The organism is Acidobacterium sp. FHG110202_01 (assembly GCF_059115305.1).
On the sequence record NZ_JBZYWJ010000012.1, the window covers coordinates 76,752 to 98,555 of the forward strand.

Genomic DNA, 21,804 nt, shown 5'->3' on the forward strand with positions numbered 1-21,804 from the left:
CCGGGATTTCCGTTATGCGAATATAGATATGGCGAGGGAATCCGCCATCAAGCGCCTCCGCATACGGAAGGCTGATGACTCCTACTGAAAGCGTAGGAGTTTTCTTTTTGCTCCTGCGCCGGAACTTGCAAAGGAGCAAAATGAGCGACTATCTCAACATACCTATTGGTGAGCTGCAGCCGGAAGTTGTTACCGCCGTCATTGAAATTCCCCAGGGCAGCGTCAATAAATACGAGTACGATAAGCAGCTTCATGTCTTCCGGTTAGACCGGAACCTGCACTCGCCTGTTCATTATCCTGGCGACTATGGCTTTGTTCCCCGCACTCTGGCCGAAGACGGCGACCCATTAGACATCCTTGTTCTGGGCGACGCACCCACATTTCCCGGCTGTATTTATTCGGCTCGCCCGATTGGGCTCTTTGAAATGCTCGATCAGGGCGTCCCCGATGAAAAGATTCTGGCTTATGCCACGGGCAATCCACGCTTCGCCAGCATCCAGAACTATACCGATGTAATGGCTCACATTCTCAAGGAAGTTGAGCATTTTTTCTCAATTTACAAAGACCTTGAGGGCAAGCGCACAAAAGTATTGGGCTGGAAGGACCGGAAGAGCGCCTACAAGATCATCCGGTCAAGTCATGAGCGATTCAACTCAAGTAAAGCGCAAGCCATAAGCAGCGCCATTTGGGAGTGAGACTCTTACTGTGGCTTTACTGGCTACCCAACACGCACCTGGTTCGCAATATTTGACCGTTGTGGAACGGGCCGAAGAGAGGGCGCGTTTAGAGGAGCAGGCGCGAAAGCGAAAGTGCATGTTGATCTTTGGCGTCGAAGGAGTTGGAAAAACGCGCCTGCTGGAGAGCTTTGCAAAATCGCACCCGCTCGCCCTCTATGTAAGCCAGACTACCTCGCCACGTGACCTTATGCTTGCACTTGTTGAAAGCCTGCGAAACAGCGGCAAGCGGGAGTTACATCTGCCAGCTCTTCCAAAGACGCTGAGCACTTCTTCTCTCAAGGGCATCGTACAACGCGCATTGAGCCAGCTACCCTTCTTTCTGGCGCTCGATCATCTTACTGGCCCTTCCCGCATCGTAACCGGCATGATCAAGGAAATGCACTACTATGGGCGAACGCCTGTATTCTTCGCCGCCCGCACTCCCCATATGGAAGACATCGGTGCGCTGCAGCCGATGTGCGCAGACCGATCGGAGCGAACAGAAGTAAAGAATTTCTCGTTCTCCATTGCTTTTGAGTTCGCACAAAGAGAAGCAGACAAGGTGGGACTATGTGCTTCCAACCTGGAACAGGCGCTGCATTCGTTTGCCGAGTGGAGCGAAGGCAATCCGGGGAGCATTCTTTACATGCTCAAAATGGCTCAAGGCCCTAAATACCGATTGGGTGATCAGATCAAGGCCCACGTTTTGTATCTCGACTACCGTATGGGACGCCGATAGTGGCATGAGGACTTTATGAAACTCGTCATCATCTCCGATGTTCATGCAAATCTTGCAGCGTTAACTGCTTTGCCTGAAGAGCAATGTGATCAGCTTTGGTGCACAGGAGACCTTGTTAACTATGGCCCAAGGCCACATGAGGTCGTCCAGTGGATGAGGCAGCACGCTACGGTGGTGATTCGTGGAAACCACGACAATGCGGTTGGCTTCCACACAGACCCGCAATGCTCCGCGCCATTCAAAAAATTGGCAGAAGAGACGCAACGCTTTACGCAGGAAGTCTGCACGAAAGAAGACGTTGCATACCTGAGAACTCTTCCCATCCAAAAAGAACTGCGCTTCGATTCGACCAGTTTTTATCTCGTCCATGCCATTCCCACGGATCCGTTGTTCGGTTATTGTCCGGAGAAGTCAGAGCGCTGGCAAAAAGAAGTCGAATGGGCAGGTGCCGATGTCCTTGTCGTGGGTCACACGCATACGCCTTTCATCCGGAAACTAAGGAGGACTACTGTCCTGAATCCTGGCAGTCTCGGTCAGCCTAAGACTGGAAGGTCGTTGGCATGTTATGCCGTCTGGCAAGATGGTGAGATCTCTCTCAAAGAATATGAGTATCCGTTGCTGGAAACCATAAGAGATATCCGCACGATGCCTATTCCCGCAGACGATCAGGATGAGTTGATCACTTTGCTAAAGACAGGTGTTGTACAACCTCGTTACTACACGAAGGGGGCGTGAAATGAGCGCGCCTTTGCCCGGAATGGCGGATGCGCAGATCGAAAAACTGATCGCAACAATCGATTCGCTCACAGATGGCGACTTCGCAGTACCTCTACTAGTGGCCTGCGGCGACCGGGCGGTGCCTTACCTTGAGCAATTCCTCCTTGCCGGACCGCCAAGGACCATCGCTCTGCCACGTTGCCGTGCCGTTCGCGCGCTGGGAGAGCTTGGCGCACTTCAGGTACTCATCTGCTATTTCCATCAATACGAACCGCCAAACGATGCAGCAGTTCTGTTCGCCGAAGATGCAGTACGCAGCGTGGTGGCTGAGGAGTTGCTTCGATGGAAGTCGGAAGAAGTCTTCCGGGTTCTGCTGGACGCTGCAAGACAGAGACCCACGGCCGGCTTGATTTTCGCATTGGGAGAATTTCGCAAGCCAGAAAGCCTGCCTTTGCTTTTCCATGTGCTCGAAGATGATTTCTGCCGCGAAGAAGCAAAGCAAGGACTCAGAAGGATGGCGAGACCTTCCCGTGAATACGCCATCCTATCGGTTCGCAATCTGACCGAGACGCAGCTTTATGGGCCATCCGCGCTGCGCCGACGCAGAGCTGTGCTCGAATTACTGGGAGAATTTGGCGTTTCTGTCGAACAATGGAAAGACTTGCGGCATTTCCTTTCAGAACCGGATGCAAATGTCGTGATCGCAACAGCTTCTATCGGTTCTCACGTAGCCCCAGATACCGATCAATCCGAAATATTCCGCGCTCTCTTTCGCATTTCCGGTCAGCTCAATTGGGTACAGGAAGATACAGTCATACAGCTGCTCAACCGCGATCATAACCTCGCCCGTCAAATCGCTGGCACGATAACCGAAGAACGCAGAAAGCGCAGAGAGAAACCCAACTGGCTTACACCGTTCTGGCGAGTCTTAAGGCATGTTCTCGGCCCGGAACTCGAACGAGATACAGAGCCGCTTAATAAAGCAGGATAGGAATGGATCTGAAGCAGTACGAGCAAAAGAAATTTGCCCTTGCTGAAATTGTCCGGTCAGCCCAGGCCGTCGATACTAAGGACGACACCCTGCTTACGGAATGCCGCAATCTGCTGGTGCGGCTTGCCGAAAACCGCTTCAATCTGATGGTGGTGGGCCGGTTCAGCCGCGGAAAATCAACCCTCATGAATGCCCTCCTTGGTCAAGACTACTTGCCCACCGGCATTGTGCCCCTCACATCCGTGATTACCACCGTCCGCTATGGAAGCCGAAAACAAGTGGTGCTTCACTTTATTGATTCAAGGCTGAGTCGCGAAGTGCCTCTGTCGCAGCTTGCAGCCTATGTCACACAGAAGGAAAATCCAGGAAACATCAAGAGAATCGCGTATGCGGAAATCCAGCTTCCGGTGGAGATTTTGCGCCGGGGTTTCTTCTTCGTGGATAGTCCTGGACTCGGCTCCTCCATTGTCGAAAACACATTGACCACTGAGCGCTTTCTTCCCGAGGCAGATGCTTTCATTCTGGTAACAAGCTATGAAAGCCCGCTTTCTGAGGAGGAAGATCGCATCCTGCACCGCATTCGTAACACGAACAAAAAGCTCTTCGTCGTGATCAATAAACAGGACACGGTAAGTCCCCGGGAGCGAAAGGAAGCGCTGAGCTTTGTTACAGAACGACTGCAGCAGTTCATGTTTGCTGATGCTTCACAGATATTTACTATCTCCGCGCGCCAGGCGCTGGAAGCTAAGCTATCGCATAACAATGCAGCACTCGAGGAAAGCGGCATTCACGCCTTCGAATCAGAGCTCATGCGTTTTCTCATCGAAGAACGCGCAGAATCGTTCCTCATGAATATGTATGAACGCACGATGAACTTTCTCACCCACAGATCACAGTCGCCGGAGAGCCCCGAAAATGCAGAATCCTACAAGGAACTCATAAGCAGACTGCATGACCTGGGAGATGCACTCTTAGGTAGCACAAACCAATCGAAGCTTGCGATTGTGCCAGAAGAAGACGCGACAAATGATGCTTATACGCTTCAGGTTGATCCAAAGACGGGGTGCAGAATTTGCGGTGAGATATTGAACGCAATTTTTCGCTTTTTGAGCAAATATCAATATGAACTGACCATTAACCCTCAAACTCAATTGGAGCACGCCAGGCGTGGCGGCTTTTGCCCTCTTCATACCTGGCAGTACGAGGGAATCTCTTCTCCGCAGGGTGTATGCGAAAGCTATCCTAAGCTTGTATATCATCTCGCAGCGACGCTGAAAGAGATTGGACTTCATCGAGTAGATACAGGCAACATGCACTCCCTATTCCCAACCCCGAAAGTATGCCCGGCTTGTGAGGTTCGGGCCAAAGCAGAGAAACAAGCTGTTGAAGATCTTGCTATGCAGGCACAGCGGGCAAGTGCATCAAGAAACGCGAATGTGCCCGCGTGTTGCCTTCCACATTTAAGAATGGTCACAGAAGCTCTCGGGCCCGGCGAGGCCGCCCAGGATTTATTGCAATCCCACGCGAGCTTACTCGAAAGAACCACAGAAGATCTGCAAAGATATGCTCTCAAACACAATGCACTGCGGCGTTATCTTACGAGCGAGGAAGAACGCCGCGCATCCCAACTTGCGCTATTACTCATTACTGGTCACCGCAATATGTGTGCACCTTGGGCTATCGAATATATTCTGTGATGGATCGCTCAATAGGTGGCATCAAGACCGTGATCCCTCTCCACTCATCGAAGATCTGAACGAACTGTCTGTAGATAATATGCTGCTGATACAAGATTTGCCGAACACGCCGCCGCTAAGAACTCAGTAGACTCTGTATGTAATTACCTTCGCTGAGACGGCTTGTGAGGAAAGATTCGTCGTCTGAAGAAGTGCCTCGAATGGTCGGAGCATACCGTCTGATCGTTTTACTTTTTGTAGGAAAGGGCCTGGGTCTTCATCCAGCAGAAATTCGATACCAGCTTCAATACCAGTCTCACGCAATCCCTCGACAATCAAAACCCATCCTGATTTCGTTGGATTCGGGAGCAGGGCAATGACGGCATAGGTGGCATAGGGAGGAATATCGCCTGTGTCCTGATATAAGGGCCGTTCTCCTTGCTGGGGATGCACGTTGACGATGTGCGATTGATTTTGCACCAAGTCATACACGAGACGAAAATTCATCTGCGGCTCGAATACGGACACCCAAGGATCAGCATAATTGGAACCCAGCAGAATGGTGTTGTGTTGTTTGATGTCGTTGAGGCTGAAGACGCGCGCATTGCGTACAGAGACCAGTTTACCTTTTGTCTCGGGCAAAGAAGTTAACAGCCGGGCGGCTTCTTCATCCGGCGTATTCGTTAATCGCTCTCCACTGATCCGATGAAGGCGGATGCTTTCTTGCGTGCCAGCTTCCTTGAATTGGCTCAAATAGCTGCCATCAATATATTGAGTCAGCGTTGACTGGTGTCCTGTGATGTCTTGCAGGACTTGTAGCCCAGCATCCTCCATCACAATCGTCGTAGGATCATTCGAGAATATCTGTTTCCAGAGAACATTCGCCTGCGAGAATTGATCTGCGTGATTGTGAATGAGACGAATGCCTGCCCAGACTGCAACCGCCAGAATGGCACCAGCCAGCAGAAGCGAAACAAGAAGCCGCGATTGTGTAATCCAAGAGCCTCTTGTGGCCAGTGCAGACATGGTATGCGATGCCTGTGGAAGACCAGAAGCACCGTCCGCCTCTACGGGAAGCGAGGCATCCTGAAGCCTTGGCTCAAAGACAGGAATGTACCCGCGAGGAATCGTAATTCGGTAGGCGTCATTCCTCCCAGGTCCATCGAAATACTGATCCAAGCGCTGCCGTAGCTGCCGCGTGTAGTTACGGACTATGTTGTCTTCGCTTGTTTTGTAATCGGAGCGCCGGCGAAAAACCTGAACGCCAATCTTATGTTCGGTTAATTCGTCAGCTTTTCCCAATAGAGACTGTTCGGAGATAAACAGCAGAAACTTTGCTAACAATGGTGCGCGAGCAAAATCAGGGCTTTCACTGACGCGATTTGCCAAAAGCCATCTCGGGTCATCTCCCAACTTATGGCTTTGAGATTCAACAGCGGAAGGCTGCACGATTTCCCGTTGTACAACCTGGATGCTCATTAAATCACACCACTCCTCTTTAGGAGTGAAACTCTCCCGCTACCGTCACTAACGTATTTTCATCAGGTTAGAGGACTTGTGTAAACACGAGATGAATGGATGTTGAGTTTATACACGCGTCTACCCTATGTGTATTCCCTTTTCCCTTCACCAGGCAGGCCCCACACTCAAGACGAAAGCGCCAAGTGATTGTAGGCAGACCCTATCAATCGGCTTCGCCCGTCTGGGGTGCGATAGACAGTCGCAGGCGTGTCTTCGCATAACTTGCCCAACTTTGGCATAAGCCATGAAGGAATGAAGGCCATGATTGGAATGGAAGCAGTACGGAAACAAACAGGCAGTTTGAACCGGATGAGAGGCCTTCTTTGCCTTCTGATCCTGCTCGCTACTGCAGCAGTGATAACTCCCAGCAGCTTTGCCCAGGTCACAACTGGCTCTGCTACAGGAATTGCTACGGATACGACCGGCGCGGCAATCCCAGGCGTCAGCCTTACGCTGATAGCCAGAAGCACCGGAATTAAAAAAACGGCTCAGACCAATGCGGAAGGCATCTTCAACGTTCCTGCCCTCCAGCCCGATGAGTACGTGGTCAAGGCGGAAGTGAATAACTTTACCTCTGAACAAACCACCCTAATTATTTCCGCCGGCAAGATCAGCCGATGGGACTTTGTGTTGAAGCCTGGATCTGCATCCGAGATCGTGACGGTCAGCGATGCGCCCGCGCGCTTTGACACGGAGAGTCATGAGTTGACGGAGACGCTCAGCGTCGAGCACATTGAGAACATGCCCGCTAACGGACGCACGCTTTTTTCCACGCTAACTTATGCCGCGGGCGTTGAACCGTATACCGGATCGGGCAATGGCGGTAGCGATGTGGATTATTACAAGGCAAACAACAACGCACTGGTCATTGGAGGAAGCGTCTATGGCACTACAGGCTACCTGCAGGATGGCGTGACGAACTTCAATGTTCTTACCAAGACGGCCAACTTTCAGCCCTCTATTGAAGCTGCGCAGGAAGTTTCTATCGTTCGTAACGGCGCGCCGGCGAAGTTCGATTCCCCGAATAACGTCAACGTCATCAGCAAGAGCGGCAGTAATCAGTTTCACGGACGACTGTACGACTACCTGAAGAATGACGACCTCGATGCCATAGGCGAAATCGCCGGTGCGAAACCTCCGCTACGCTACAACCAGTTTGGCGCAAACATTGGTGGTCCCATTCTGCACAACCGGCTCTTCTTCTTCTTTGACTATGCCGGCCAGCGTGAGTTGGACAGCTCGATTTTATCTGCCACCATTCCTACTCCTGCGGAATGCGATGGCGATTTTTCCGCTATTTCCGCGAAAATCTACGATCCAGCAACCTACAACCCGACGACGGGCGCGATCAGCCAGTTTCCCGGCAACATCATTCCCAGCAACCGGATCGGCGACTTTGCGAAAAAGTTCTGCACGTACTTTCCCGCGCCGACGAAGAGCAATGTCTCGGGAACCAATTTTCAGAAAACGGCAAGCGGAACCAACAACTACGACTCCTATCTGGGACGAGTTGATTATGCAATCGGGCCGAAGGACTCGATTTATGGCGCGTTCATGACCTCGCAGCCGGAGCAGACCAGTCCCGATTGGACAGCCACGAACTACTTTGTACGGCAATATATCCTGGGCGGCAGAAATGCCTACATCCAGGAGGCTCATTCGTTCAGCCCGTCGTTCACGAACATTGCCCGCGTGGGTTACAACAGGAGTAGGGTCTTTTACACACTTTCTAGCGCCGGCATGGAGAACTTCGCGCAAGACTTCGGCATCACTGCGCTTGAAAATGCGCCGAGTTCGCTTTGGGCTCCTCCGACCGTCAGCTTAACTTCCTACACTACGGTTGGTACAGCGACAATTCCGAGCGGTTCCATCCAGAATCTCTTTCAGTATTCAGATGAAGTTACGTTAGTAAAAGGCCGCCACACTCTGTATTTCGGCGCTGAGCTGGATCGCATTCAATTTGACGCGAACTGGACGATTTATAACAACGGTGCATTCTCGTTTACGGGGCAATACACGTCCGATCATACGTCCAAACTTGCAGGCGGCAATGCGGTGGCCGATATGCTGCTTGGCTTTGCGAAGGGAGTGGAAGGAGGCATCGGACACACGAATGCTTACTTCCGCCAATACAACTTCATGCCCTATATTCAGGACGATTGGCGTATCAATAACCGGCTGACGTTGAATCTTGGTTTGCGTTATGACTATTACGAGTCTCCTGCCGATGCGGCCGGTCACTCAAATGTCTATGACGTGCCCACGAATACAAACCATCCAGGCTCATTCCACCAGAACTACCTGAACTTCGCGCCTCGAATCGGTTTTGCATATGCAGCGCGGCCCACGACGATTGTTCGCGGAGGCTATGGCATTTACTACGCCATTCCGCTGTACAACAACTTTCAATTCTTGATGGCGAATGCGCCGAACTATATCCAACAGAACAACACCTACACGGTGCAACAGGCAGTCCCCCTGGAAACCGCTCTTTCCAGCAATCCGAGCAGCAGTTCGCAGGCTCCATTTACCACCGCACTTGTTATGCCGACTGAGTATGTGCAACAGCGCAACTTCTCGATTGAGCAAGGAGTTGGGCGGCACATTACGACGGAGTTTGATTATCTCGGCGCCAACTCGTTCCATCTCCAGATGCGGCGCAACGGAAATCAGGCTTATGTTCCGGATGATCCGAACCATCCCGGAACCCTTCAGAGCCGCCGTTCTTACCAGTGGGTTGGAGATGTCTACCAGATCATCAACTCTGGAACGGCCAACTACAACGCTCTGAATGTCTCCGTTCGCGGCACTTATGCCCCCGGTTCCTTCTTCAGCAGCTTCACCTTCGGGAAATCGCTCGACACTGTTACCAGTGAAGAAAAACCGCCGTTGAATGGAAATGACATCAATCAGGATTATGGCCTTTCTGACTTTAACCGCAAGTACATGTTCAAGCTGGGCGGAACAGTTGTCCTTCCTTTGGTTGGACAAAGTGGCTCCCTGATTAGAAGCAACAACATGATTCTGAGGGAAGCTCTTGGTGGGTGGAAGGCGAGCATGGTCCTTCAGGTGCATGGCGGCCTGCCGTTCTATGTCAACACGACGGACAATTCCAATACCGGCTCATACCATGCAGCGCGTGCGGATCGGGTCTGTAATGGAAACAACCTGCACGGTAAATCCCGTAATGAGTGGTTCGATACTTCCTGCTATGTGCAGCCCGCAATCTATACGCTTGGCACGGAGCCCAGGAATGATTTAATTGCACCACGCAATACATTGACGGATGCTTCGGCTTTCAAGTCCTTCACGTTTGGGGACGTGAGGTCGCTTGCAGTTCGAGTGGATGCCTTTGGATTGTTCAATCATCCGCTGCCAAGCCAGCCCAACGCCTCAACATCGGCCACGAACAATGGCATCATCACGAGTTGGGGTGGGGCGCGTGTGCTCCAGACTTCGCTGAAGTTGACGTTCTAACCAGCAATCCACAACCTGAATCTTGTTTCAGCCTCCGGCTCCAATGTATGGAGGCTGAAGCTTTGCGCACTCACCTCAAAGACAGCTCTACCTTCTTTTAAGAATTCCGACATACAAGGATGAATACGATGCTATCAATTCGATTTCGAACCTTCTGTAGCTGGCTGGTCGATAAATCTCTGAAAAGCATTAATGACTTTCTTCATCGTTGGTTCGATTTTGTATTGCATAGTTCGATCGCTCGCACAATCCAACTAGAAGAGATTTCCTGATACCTGCTCAGCAACCAGATCTGCCTTCTGCATGAGAGTTTCTTTGGACATGAATGGGTCGTTTGCGGTGCTGGTGTCGATAACGATTGTGAACACATTGTCCCGGACGCGGCCGATGATCTTCTCAGCGTGTCCTTTTTTGTCTTCGAAACACATCACAGCTTCGTTTCCAATGGCACGCAACGGGCTGGCATCCTTAAGGCATTGGGACTTGTATGTGTTGTAGGTCTGCTTCGGATCCTTTGCTTGCTCCACGGTAATACGCAGCTCACGGATTCCACTCTCGGCATGGTAGGTAAAAGCGCAGGCAGTGGCGCTTATTTCAGTAACGTTTGCCATGGGTGAGTCCTCGCTGCCGCCAAGTGCTCCAATTGCCGTGGCTTTATTGATCCATGGGCAGGAATTGTCCGCATGGCAGATTGCCGGCAGAAATATCAGCACTGCGAGAAGGACAAGCCTTGAATATGTCATTGGTAAGTCCCGCCGCTCCGGCTGCCATAGCTTGAGCCTGCCTGTGGAGCCATGGGAACCATCATCTTTTCATCGTGAGGATTGTTTGTGTGCATGTGCCAGGGAATGCTCTCGCTCGATATTTCAGGATGCTGTCGCAGGAAGGAGAGTGAATAGGCAGGCGAGCTAGGGTCAAATTTCTTGGTAACGAACATCGCCTGCTGTTCTGCTGCCTTCTCTTTCCATCCCATGCGGCGGTAGAGAATCGATAGATTGTAATGCGCAGCCAGATCGTCGGGATCAATCTCCTGCAGCTTTTCAAACTGCTCCATTGCCGCCTCATAGTTGTGCTGCTGGTAGTAAGTGATTCCAAGGTCGCGGCGTGCATCGCGTGATTGAGGATATTGCTCGACTACCTTCTTGAGGTCGGCCATCTCCGCTTCAGGATGGCCCATACGCCGTTCCACGAGCGCCGAGTAGTACAGAGCACGGGCATTGTCCGGGCTCAGAGACAACGCCTTGTCGAGAGCGCTCCTTGCCGAGCTATATTTCTCCCACTGGATATTGGTCAAAGCGATGTTGGTGTAGCCATCCGCATAATCCGGTCTCAGCTTGATGACTTCAGCAAAGGCCTGTATCGCAGATGCGTACTGCAGCTGGTCCAGATAGGAGATGCCCAGATTATTCCAGCGCATCCAGTCTGGGTTATCACCAGGATCAGCCGGCCCTGGCTGGTTATCGCCGATATTCAGCACGCGAGTGCGGGATGTTATTTCAACAACCGGATAGAGAGGATGGTCTTTGCCGAAAACATTGTTGAGATAACTCTGGCGCAGGTGGCGATAGTTTACTTTTGCCATAATTGCGACGGGGCCTTTTAAATTGGCTGGGAGATGGAACTGGTAGCGGATCAGCGTGGATCTGCCTGCCTGTACAGTGTTGTCGAACGCCACGGAGCGGATCGTCCATACTTTATGGTTGTCGACGAATTCTCCTTTTTCGGTAACAGGGCGGTTTGTGAAGCTGTGAGCGCGCTCATCCAGCATTCCATCAGGCTTGATGAAGCCGCTGTGGTAGATATCCTTTCCTTCGGCGTCCTTCACCGTGAATTCGACCCAGGCTTCGTAGAGATCGCGGACCTCGGGCAGCAGTGAATGCCCGATATTCTTGTTCTGAATGACGACGACGGCTTCCATCTGATCATTCGGTTTCAACTGAAAAGGAACAGACCCGAGAGGCGCAATCAGTTTGTCATCGCCGGCTTTCCTGAGGGCGAAGATATCGACATTGAGATAGTTGCCTGAGCGCAGAAATTGAATTGTCTTTTCCAGTTGCTCGTCAAAGCCGTAGTAAAACGGAACAGCCGTATTTCCCGCCAGCCATCGGTGAGAAGCGAAGGTACCATTCTTTGCGCCATAGTCGGGTAGAGTGTTGGGCGCGCGCTTCATGTGACATCCCTGGCAGGTGGTGAAGTCGCCGGGATAAAACGTTAGCGGGTTGCGTTGAGAGAACTTCGAGTTTTGCCACTCGTCATAAGCAGTAAATGCGCGAACAAACTTGTAGTCGTTCAGCGTGGCAGGTAGGTTGGCTTTGTGGCAGGCTGCGCAGAATTCAGGCGTATGCAGAAAATCTTTCATGACAGCCTGAGAATGGCGGTCTGTATGCTTCAGGATTTCATCGTAAGGCACTTCGCCCGGAATGCGGTTGCCCTTTTCATCGACCATGACCGCAGGAATACCCATGACAAAGCCGCCATTGCCATTCGTAGATTGCAGACTTTGAATGGAATGGCACGTCATGCAGGTAAGTCCGTCTGAATCCATCTTGCGATCGACATGCGACTCCTGCGTCAACCCTCCGGCAAGCACTGCTATCGGGTTATGGCAGCTGTCGCAATGACGCGCAAACTCGATGCCCTTAGTGCGAATTAGGATGTTTACGCTGGCACGGTAAAAAGGCGTGCGGAAGGCATTGGAGTGCAGCGCCTGCCGCCATTGATGGTAGGCCTCCTGATGACAATGAGCACAATAAGCCGCATCCGGGAAAGCCCCCGGCTGAACAAACTCATCGCCTTCGACCTTTGCGTTGCCGGGAATGAAAGGCTTGTCTTTGCCAAAGCGAAAATTGTAGCTGCTGCCGATCCGCTCTGAATATGCTTTGCGGGTGCTCTCTGTATCCTGTTGTGCGTAAGCAACAGGTATTCGTGTGACTCTGCCTGTCAGGAGCACTATCCCTGCAATGGTGAGAATGCTTGCAAGTTTTCTCATACACATGGCCTACCTGATTTATGGCTATTGTTTTGCAGCCTGATTGTTTGTCTTTGCCTGCGCACTCTTCTGAGCAATGCTGTCGTATACGCTGGCTATAAGGCCCTTTCCTTCCTCGATCATGAAAAAGCGATCCACGCCGGGCAGAGAGACGTGCTCTACCGCGCCATCTGACCAGTGAATCTCAACTGCTTCGACTGCCGTGGCCTGTCCCAGGCCGAAATGGAGGCGCTGGTCATTCGACGACTCATAGCTGCCGCCGCTCATCACATCACCGCGCTGCTTGATGCCGCCCGCTGTGAGATAAACTGCCGTCCCAATGGCGTCACGAGGACTTTTCGGGCCACCTATCAGAGCAAGTCCGACCCAATGATTTGTATCGGCATTCACGTTGCGGAGCAGCACTGGCGTGTGATCGATGCAGTTGATCACGACATCGATCTTTCCGTCGTTGAACAGATCGCCGAAGGCAGCGCCGCGGCCAGGAATGACATCAGCTAGCCCGGTGCCTTCCACTGCAGGAACGACTTCAAACTTTTTCCCCTGATTGAGGTTGTGAAACAGCATGGGACGTTCAGCAAACGTAGTGCCCCAGTCGTGTTGATCGACCTGTGGGTAGACGTGTCCACTGATCGACATAATGTCCTTCCATCCATCGTTGTCATAGTCGATAAACTCAGTGGCCCAACTTAGAAATGGATAGGTGACCTCAGCTATCCCCATTTGTGGCGTGATCTCAGAGAAGTTCCCATTGCCTTCATTGCGGAACAGCGTCTTGTAGTCATCAGAGAAGGTCGTGGTGTAGAGGTCTACCCGGCCATTGTTGAGATAGTCTCCAACGCCTAACCCCATGGAGGCTGTTTCGCGCGCATCCTGATTCAGCGCGAAACCGGAATAGAAGCTTGCGTCTTCGAAGGTGCCATCGCCTTTATTGATGTAGAGATAGTTGGGGGTTGAATCGTCGGCTACAATCAAGTCGACTTTGCCGTCGTCATTCACGTCCACGAACGTTGAAGAGAATCCATAGTAACGAGACTTATCGTTCACGCCAGCTTTCTCGCTGACATCGGTGAACGTGCCGTCTCCGTTGTTGTGGAAGAGATGATCTGGTTCACCCTCAAGGCCGCGCGGGCCGCACATGACATTTGCTCCGCGATACTGACAGAACCCGTAGCCTACCGCTGCTGAACCCGGAATGGGAGGATGGCTGATGTCGTAATGGATATATCCAGGGACAAAGAGATCTAATCGTCCATCGCCATCATAGTCGCCAAAACTTGCTCCCGTGGACCAATTGCCAAGCGTGACGCCGGCGTGTTCAGCAACATCGGTGAAGGTGCCGTCGTGATTGTTATGGAAGAGGCGATTCTTTCCGAAGTTGGTTACATAGAGATCAGGCCATCCATCGTTGTCGTAGTCTCCAACCCCACAGCCATATCCCCAGCGGCCATTGGTGACACCCGCTTTGGCGGAAACATCTGTGAAGGTGCCGTCGTGATTATTGTGGAAGAGCGCTGCGTGAGGTGGTTCTGATTTTCCATCCAGCGCCTCATAGGTCGAGCCATTCACAAGATAAATATCGAGCCAGCCATCGTGATCGTAGTCCAGGAGACAGGCCCCGGAACCTGTCGTCTCTAGAATGAATGGTTTTTCCGGAGTTCCCATCTTGTGATGCCATGCGGTCAGACCGGATTTCTGTGAAACATCCTGAAAGATGATCGGCCCCGTCTTTACAAATCCTCCGGCTGTAATCGGCCGCTTCTCTGCATCGAGAACAGGAGCAAAGGTGCCGGCCGTCGCGGAGCCTCCTTGTGGACGCGTATTTGAATTTCCGCCGTAGAGGGGCGAAGCGGTTGGTTGCTGAGCATCGGCAATGGAACATGTGATGAAAAGAACCGGTGCGAGCGCTACAGCGTGAAGTGCGTTCCGATAAGAGCGCGGCAACAGACGCAAAGGCATGAGAAAAGTAACCCCAGGATGAATGTCAGCTACGGGCCCTCATTATCAGGACTGCTTTGAATCGTTGTCTTCAACCATACGATGGATACGTAGATCAACCTCCGAACAGAACAGCCAGGAAGAAACCTGTATTGCGTCAACTATCCGCGCGCTCGAGGCCTCGAGATTCCAGGTCCTGCAGTGTTGCCCTCACATCATGGAGAGCCGCGTACTGGTCCCGCTCAAACGCCTCTCTTACTTGAAGCCAGTCGATGCTTGAAGTGTCGGCGTGCGGAAGCCCCTTCACCAGGCGGATACATTTCGACCATGATCCCAGGCTTTCATACACAACCGGTTCGCCAGTTATGGCCACCCAAAGCATACGTACTCTGACCGCGCGTCGACGGCTAGGCATGGCGATGAAGTGAATACGGAAAGGCTGTTCCATCAGCTCCAAGGGCTTATCCATCACAGGAGTCAGCAACGTTCTTAGCAGAACTAAAACATCAGTATAGGAACGAACCAATCCCAAAAGCATAGCCTAAAGGGATGAAGCTTAAGTCCACCTAGAGTGCTTTATAGTAGGTCTCCTAACATCAACTCTCTGACAACGGAAGTTGGATCGGATCAAACTTTCCATCCATAGGTGGATATCAATTCCCACCTGGAGTCCGACGACAGCATTGCTGTCAAGCGTCTAAGGTGGCTCACACACAAGGTAGCGACAATGCATTCGTAAGCAGATGCCGGCCAGAAGGCTGATCCTGAGCTGCCGCTTTCAACTTTGTCTGAGGCCACATCCATGCTTGTAGATTTTTCGCGTCATTTTCGTGTCAGACTGCATATCGCCGGTCTTCTTTTCATCAGTTTGATTGTGTTCTCTTTTTCTCATGCACATGCCCAGGATGCAGTCGGCGCACTTGAGGGCCTTGTCAGCGACAGCAGTGATCGGCCGATCACCGGCGCTACGCTCACTCTGAAGAACCTCGATATGAATTCCGTGCGCACACAGACATCGAACGAAGATGGGCGATACCGTTTCACACTGTTGAGCATCGGCCATTATTCACTCGCCGTAGAGGCTCCGAGCTTTGCGCATTTCTCGCAGTCTCCCATTGAGATCACCGTCAGCCAGACGACACAACTGAACGTCGCACTGGTCCTGGCCACGGTCCAGGAGTCGATTAAGGTAGAGGGTACTGCGCCACCGATCGACACATCCACAAATACGCTGGGCAAAGTGGTCAACAGCAAGGAAGTATTGGACCTGCCGTTGAATGGCCGAAACTTTGCGCAGCTCGGGTTACTGCAGGCAGGTGTAGCTCCGCTTTCAGCGGGACTGGCAACAGAGGGCGGCTCCTTGCGCTCCGGCCAATCATACGCTGTGAACGGGCAGCGCCCGGAGGCGAATAATTTTCTGTTGGACGGCGCACAAAATGTCAATCGTATGGATGGCGGATTTGCGCTGAAGATTCCTGTAGATGCAATCGCCGAGTTCCGTATCCTGACCAATACAGCGCCGCCGGAATATGGAGCGAACACCGGATCGACAACCAGTGTAGTGACGCGGGCAGGCGGGAATGAATTTCACGGAACGGTTTATGAGTTCTTTCGGAACGATGCGCTGGACACGCGCAATTACTTTTCTTCCGAAGTTGAACCCTTAAAGCAGAACCAGTTCGGCGGCACCATTGGCGGCCCCATTCGTACCGACCGGCTTTTTTTCTTCTCATACTATGAAGGCTTCCGCAATCACCAGGGGATCACGACATCAGCGACCGTTCCCACCACGGCAGAACAGAATGGAGATTTCTCAGGCTTAGGATATCCACTCGTTAACTATGCGGCGGGTGGCGTGCCTTATCCCAATAATCAGCTTCCACCAGGGAGCTTCAATCCAGTATCGCTGAATGTTGCAAAGCTCTATCCTGCAGGCAACGTGACGCCATCCATCTATACGGCGACCGTAGTAGGAACAAACGATGATGACCAGGTTGGCATCCGGCTTGATCTCCATGCATCCGACAAGAGCCAGTATTTCGGGCGATATTCGTATTTCACCGGATACAACATCAATCCGGTGTCAGTCCGTGGTTCGGACCTTCCGGGATATCCGACACGCGATGATTACACGGCGCACTCTGTTGTGGGTTCCAATACGTATCAGTTGTCGTCCTCGATGACCAACGCATTCGAGGCCTCGTTTTTCCGCTACGAGTTTCTATTCGATCAGCGCCTGAACAAAACGCCGCCGCGAGTGCTGGGATTCGATTATGATTCCTCTTCCGCAATCGGGCAGGGCCCTCCATTCTTTAACCTGAGCGGCTACTCTCCGGTAGGCGGCGCGATTACCGGCCCGCGAACATCTGTACAGAATACTTATGAAGTCCACGATGGTTTGTCGTGGTTTCATGGAAATCATTCCATCAAGGCAGGAGGCGAGTTTCGCCGCAACCAACTGAACCTTTTCCAATCGATTGCACCAAACGCTTTCTTTATATTCGCGTCGACCTTTCCGACGAATGATGCTTTCGCAAATCTCCTGCTGGGCAGCCCCGTCGTGTTCTACCAGGGCCGCGGAGACTTTACCCGTTACGTTCGCAACTGGGGCATGGGCGTCTACTACCAGGATGAATGGCGCATGCGGCCAAGGTTCGCATTCAACTATGGCCTGCGCTACGAGATCATCAATCCAAATACAGAGACGCGCAATCGCCTGAACGCATTTATTCCGGGCGTACAGTCGCATATCGTACCCAATGCGCCGACCGGAGTGCTGTTTCCCGGCGACCCTGGGGTTTCGAGCGGAATTGCACCCAGCTACTACAAAGGCTTCATGCCGCGCATCGGGTTTGTGTGGGATCCGACGGGAACAGGCCACTGGTCGATTCGCGCAGCCTATGGAATCTTCTACGATCCGTTTGCCAATGGTTCTGGCCTAACCTCGCAAGGGCCCATCAGTTCGCTCCCGTGGGCGCAGTTCGAGCAGATTACTCCTCCGACGCTGAACTTCACTTCTCCATATAGCAATGTGCCGATTCCTGCGCCGAACACTTTTGTGAGTCCTTCCACGCCGTTTGTGATGGATACGAAGGCGCGCCCATCCAATGCACAGGACTGGAACCTCTCTGTTCAACATGAGTTGTGGAAGAACTATGTGCTCGAAGTTCGCTATGTGGGAACCAAGGGCACGCATCTGCCGCGCAATATTGATGCGAATCCTGCGGTATACGGCCCGGGAGCTACCGCACAGAATGCCGACCGCCGCCGCATCTACGCGGGCTGCCAGCCGAATAACGGCCCATGCACCTATGCAACCATCGCCGATCTTACCTATGGCCAGAACTCAACCTACAACGCAGGGCAGGTGAGTCTCACTCATCAATATACAAACGGACTGTCGTTCAACGTCTCCTACTGGCTTTCAAAGACACTCGACTACCTTTCAGCCATGAATCTTCAGGGAGCGTCGGCAAAGCCACTGAGCGGAGAAAACGATCTTGCGCAGAATCCCTTCGATCTGAAAGCCGAGCACGGGCCGTCGATCTTCGATGGGCGGCATCGATTTGTTGTCAGTGCTTCCTGGGAGATTCCCTTTGCTCGTAAAACGCAGGGCCTGACGAAATTGTTCCTGGATAAATGGCAACTGAACGGCATCGCCAACGCGAATTCTGCTACGCCATTCACGGTATATGACAGCACGAATGTTTCTTTGCAGGCATCAGCGCCGCCTATCTCGGGTTATTTTGCCAGCCGGCCGAATCTCGTAGGGAATCCCAGCCAGGGTCCGCACACAGTGGCGCAATGGCTTGATCGCTCTCCATTCCAACGGCTCAATCCGCAAACGCAGGCTGGGCAATTCGGCAACGAAAGCAGAAATGCTTCACGCGGCCCGGCATTCGCTGATGTTGACCTGTCCGCATTCAAGACGTTTGATCTGACGGAAAGATTTCACCTGCAATTTCGAGCGGAGTCGTTCAACGTTGCAAACCATCCGAATTTCGGATTGCCCATTGCCGACCTGGCTTCAACGGATTTCGGAAGAATCCTGCAGGCCGGCCCCGCGCGGCTGACACAGTTTGCGCTCAAGATTCTTTTCTGAGGTAAAGAAATGTTTTTCGGAAAAACAACGGATCAGGAGTCCAGCCTCAGTTATCCAGGATGGAAAGTGGTGCTCGCCGGCTTTTTCGGCGTCATGGTCAGCTTCGCGGCCATCGTGCCATATACCTTCGGGCTCTATCTCAAACCTTTGGCTTCCTCCTTTGGCTGGGGCAGGGAATCGATATCTGCTGCCTTCAGCATTGCAGCTTTGACTGTGGCTGTCTGCTCGCCCGGTCTTGGATTTCTGCTGGATCGATACGGTCCGCGCCGCATCATCCTGCCCTGCATCGTTGTCTTCGCTTCGGCATTTGCGTCCCTGGCTTTTCTCACGAAACACATCGCGCATTTCTATGCTGTCTTTCTCGTGCTTGGGATTGTCGGCAACGGCACCGCTTATCTGGGATACTCGCGTGCCATTGCCACATGGTTTGTTCGGCAGCGCGGCATGGCGCTTGCGTGGATGCTCGCCGGTGGTGGCTGCGGGGCGATGCTGCTGCCGATCTTTTCGCAATCGCTGATTTCAAATTATGGCTGGCGAGTTGCATTTGCTGGAGTCGGGTTGACCGCCTTCATTGTCGGCTTTCCCCTGGCGGCTTTGTTTGTACGGGAACAGCAGGCGGCCGGCCAGGATGCGCTCAACACAGATTACAGCGGGAAGTCTGTGAGTCATGCTCTGCGCGGGCGTATCTTCTGGATTCTGCTGGCCACTGTCTTCCTCTATTCGATTAGCGTGAATGGAGCCATCGCGCATCTTTCCGCTCTGCTGACCGATCGCGGCGTATCGACGCGCGCTGCGGCTTATGCCGTCTCTGCCGTCGGAGGCGCAGGCATCATTGGTCGTCTTGTGGCCGGAGCATTGCTGGATCGCTTCTTCGGGCCACGCGTCTCGCAAGTGATGCTTCTGCTCACCGTCTGTGGAGTTCTGCTCCTGTCGATTGCCTCAACACTGAGCGCGGGCATTGCTGCCGCTCTCCTGATTGGCTTCAGCATGGGCAGCGAAGGCGACGTGACGCCGTACCTGTTGAGCCGTTACTTCGGGCTGAAGCGATTTGCAACGCTCTACGCCCTTACATGGACAGCCTTCGCCGTTGGCGGCGCAGTCGGCCCACTCATTCTGGGTAGAGTCTTCGACGCTCTTGGATCGTACCGGCCACTGTCGATTCAGCTTCTCGCGGTCCCCGCGCTGATTCCGTGCCTTCTCATGTTCCTGCTTCCACGATACGGAGAACTCGCACAGCCTGTTCTTGCACCGCCCGATGTCCTCACCGGGATATCAGCAGCCGACACAACTATCTAACTCTACGAAAGAGAGATTTTTCATGGCGCATATCGATCTTCCAGAAGGACTGGCAGGACCTCGTGGACTCATGACCTTCCGCCCGGAGGTTGCCGGCCCTCTCGGAGAACTTGCCGAAATCCTGCTTCGCGGCGAAAGCACCTTAACGCGTGCGGAACGGGAATTGATCGGCACCTTTGTCTCTGCAGAAAATGATTGCCAATATTGTCAGACCATTCACGGCGCCCTGGTCGCGCATTACCTGGGCGGTAACGACGAATTGGTCTGCCAGGTCAAGACGGATTTCATGACGGCACCAATTTCGTCGAAGATGAAAGCTCTGCTCGTCATTGCCGGCAAGGTGCAGCGAGGCGGAAAGCATGTGACACGAGAAGATATCGAGAATGCACATGCATTGGGCGCGACTGATCTCGAAATCCACGACACCGTCTTAATCGCCGCGAATTTTTGCATGATGAACCGCTATGTCGATGGGCTGGCTGCGTGGACACCGACAGATCCTGAATTCTACCGACAGCGAGCCGCCATGCTCGCAGAACATGGCTATGTCGGCTCTGCGAACCGGCGTTAATGCTCTCTCCAACTTTTGATGGATGTCGTTTCAGCAAGACCCAACCTATACTGATGCGGTTCAACCGGTGAACATGATGAATCAGCCCAATCCGCGGCGTCCGAAACGGCGAAGCTACCGCCCAAAGCCGGAGACACTGGCACTGCTCAAAGTATCAGGCAATCCCATCAACGGTCTTGGAGAAGCAACGCCCCGTAGACCGTCGCCCTTCTTCTGGCATCCGCCAGACAGGCATCCTTGGGGAGAACTGCAGGTCGTCGCACGGCAGAATTCACGCAAGTGCCCGGGTGCGGGCCCGGCATTTATGGCAGCTAACACCTATCCTGAGCTCGCTCCCGTAGCTGCAGAGCAGCGCAAAGCACCGGCTGAACAATTGTCAGCCGAGTTGAAAGCCTTCGCACTCACTCATGAGGCAGATGCGGTGGGCATCGCGTCGATGGATCCGCTGTACGTTTTCGAGGGATACACTGTCGACGAACCCTGGGTGATTGTTCTTGCTCTCGCCCACAATTATGAGCGGCTCAAAGAAGTGCCTTCCGATGAAACGAATGGCATAGGCGTCACTGATGTCGGCGATCAATACGCGCGCGGCACACGTTCGTCGTATGCGCTGGCTAATTGGATTCGTTCCCAGGGCTATAACGCACATGCGTATCCGGGGCCTTCTGCCAGTGCGATTGTCTTGATTCCCCCAGCCATCGCGTCGGGGCTGGGTGAGCTAGGCAAGCACGGCTCCTTGATCAGCCGTCAATTTGGAGCAGGTGTCCGTCTAGCTGGAGTCACCACCGATATGCCGCTCATTCCTACAATACCCGATCACTTCGGCGCAGACGAGTTCTGCAAAACATGCCAGGCATGCACCAACGCTTGTCCTCCTGGAGCTATCTCCGAGCACAAGCAGATGGTGCGCGGCATAGAACGCTGGTATGTAGACTTCGATAAGTGCATCCCTTATTTTGTTGAAGCGTCATCCTGCGGCATCTGCATCGCAGAATGCCCCTGGACGCGGCCAAATGCCCGTCCGAAACTGCTGGCCACGATGGCCTCGCGGCTGGGCTTGAGTTGAAGTGA

At 52.9% G+C, this 21,804-nt stretch carries 15 protein-coding genes and 1 riboswitch; of the genes, 10 read left to right on the forward strand and 5 right to left on the reverse strand.

Annotated features, from left to right (window positions below):
- Positions 1–21 precede the first annotated feature (21 nt).
- A riboswitch (Fluoride riboswitch) is annotated at positions 22–91 on the forward strand.
- A 49-nt stretch (positions 92–140) separates the two neighbouring features.
- The 5 genes from AC5S16_RS21765 to AC5S16_RS21785 all read left to right on the forward strand — a co-directional run bounded on the left by AC5S16_RS21765 (position 141) and on the right by AC5S16_RS21785 (position 4,860).
- Complete coding sequence (locus tag AC5S16_RS21765; RefSeq protein ID WP_493932224.1) at positions 141–695, forward strand: inorganic diphosphatase; 555 nt, start codon at positions 141–143, stop codon at positions 693–695.
- Between the two features lie 118 nt (positions 696–813).
- A complete protein-coding gene (locus AC5S16_RS21770) occupies positions 814–1,455 on the forward strand; it encodes a P-loop NTPase family protein (RefSeq protein ID WP_493932225.1) in 642 nt (213 codons plus the stop codon).
- A 15-nt stretch (positions 1,456–1,470) separates the two neighbouring features.
- A complete protein-coding gene (locus tag AC5S16_RS21775) occupies positions 1,471–2,190 on the forward strand; it encodes a metallophosphoesterase family protein (protein WP_493932226.1) in 720 nt (239 codons plus the stop codon).
- Position 2,191: 1 nt separating this feature from the next.
- Complete coding sequence (locus AC5S16_RS21780) at positions 2,192–3,163, forward strand: HEAT repeat domain-containing protein (protein WP_493932227.1); 972 nt, start codon at positions 2,192–2,194, stop codon at positions 3,161–3,163.
- 2 nt (positions 3,164–3,165) lie between these two features.
- On the forward strand, positions 3,166–4,860 hold the full coding sequence (locus AC5S16_RS21785; protein ID WP_493932228.1) for a dynamin family protein: 1,695 nt from the start codon (positions 3,166–3,168) through the stop codon (positions 4,858–4,860).
- Positions 4,861–4,983: 123 nt separating this feature from the next.
- Here AC5S16_RS21785 and AC5S16_RS21790 read toward each other — a convergent pair whose 3' ends face one another.
- Positions 4,984–6,318: a hypothetical protein gene (locus AC5S16_RS21790; RefSeq protein WP_493932229.1), complete on the reverse strand. Its 1,335-nt coding sequence runs from the start codon at positions 6,316–6,318 to the stop codon at positions 4,984–4,986.
- 351 nt (positions 6,319–6,669) lie between these two features.
- Between AC5S16_RS21790 and AC5S16_RS21795 the strand changes: the two genes are divergently transcribed.
- Positions 6,670–9,837: an outer membrane beta-barrel protein gene (locus tag AC5S16_RS21795; RefSeq protein ID WP_493932230.1), complete on the forward strand. Its 3,168-nt coding sequence runs from the start codon at positions 6,670–6,672 to the stop codon at positions 9,835–9,837.
- A 254-nt stretch (positions 9,838–10,091) separates the two neighbouring features.
- Here the strand turns inward: AC5S16_RS21795 and AC5S16_RS21800 are convergent, their stop codons facing one another.
- From AC5S16_RS21800 to AC5S16_RS21815, 4 genes are all read right to left on the reverse strand, one after another.
- Positions 10,092–10,580 carry a hypothetical protein gene (locus AC5S16_RS21800; protein WP_493932231.1) on the reverse strand — a complete coding sequence of 163 codons (489 nt, stop codon included), beginning with the start codon at positions 10,578–10,580 and terminating at the stop codon, positions 10,092–10,094.
- Positions 10,577–12,826 (reverse strand): tetratricopeptide repeat protein, encoded by a 2,250-nt coding sequence (locus AC5S16_RS21805; protein ID WP_493932232.1) that lies wholly within the window; start codon positions 12,824–12,826, stop codon positions 10,577–10,579. Before AC5S16_RS21805 ends, AC5S16_RS21800 begins: the two co-directional genes overlap by 4 nt.
- A gap of 24 nt (positions 12,827–12,850) precedes the next feature.
- Positions 12,851–14,785 (reverse strand): CRTAC1 family protein, encoded by a 1,935-nt coding sequence (locus AC5S16_RS21810; protein WP_493932233.1) that lies wholly within the window; start codon positions 14,783–14,785, stop codon positions 12,851–12,853.
- Positions 14,786–14,921: 136 nt separating this feature from the next.
- Positions 14,922–15,212: a hypothetical protein gene (locus AC5S16_RS21815; RefSeq protein ID WP_493932234.1), complete on the reverse strand. Its 291-nt coding sequence runs from the start codon at positions 15,210–15,212 to the stop codon at positions 14,922–14,924.
- A gap of 354 nt (positions 15,213–15,566) precedes the next feature.
- Between AC5S16_RS21815 and AC5S16_RS21820 the strand changes: the two genes are divergently transcribed.
- Genes AC5S16_RS21820 through AC5S16_RS21835 form a run of 4 tightly spaced genes read left to right on the forward strand, consistent with a single transcriptional unit; the run spans position 15,567 to position 21,799 of the window.
- Positions 15,567–18,866 (forward strand): TonB-dependent receptor, encoded by a 3,300-nt coding sequence (locus AC5S16_RS21820; RefSeq protein WP_493932235.1) that lies wholly within the window; start codon positions 15,567–15,569, stop codon positions 18,864–18,866.
- 9 nt (positions 18,867–18,875) lie between these two features.
- A complete protein-coding gene (locus AC5S16_RS21825) occupies positions 18,876–20,162 on the forward strand; it encodes an MFS transporter (RefSeq protein WP_493932236.1) in 1,287 nt (428 codons plus the stop codon).
- A 22-nt stretch (positions 20,163–20,184) separates the two neighbouring features.
- Positions 20,185–20,733, forward strand: coding sequence for a carboxymuconolactone decarboxylase family protein (locus AC5S16_RS21830; RefSeq protein ID WP_493932237.1), 549 nt, complete (start codon positions 20,185–20,187; stop codon positions 20,731–20,733).
- Positions 20,734–20,755: 22 nt separating this feature from the next.
- Positions 20,756–21,799: a 4Fe-4S dicluster domain-containing protein gene (locus tag AC5S16_RS21835; RefSeq protein ID WP_493932238.1), complete on the forward strand. Its 1,044-nt coding sequence runs from the start codon at positions 20,756–20,758 to the stop codon at positions 21,797–21,799.
- Positions 21,800–21,804 lie beyond the last annotated feature (5 nt).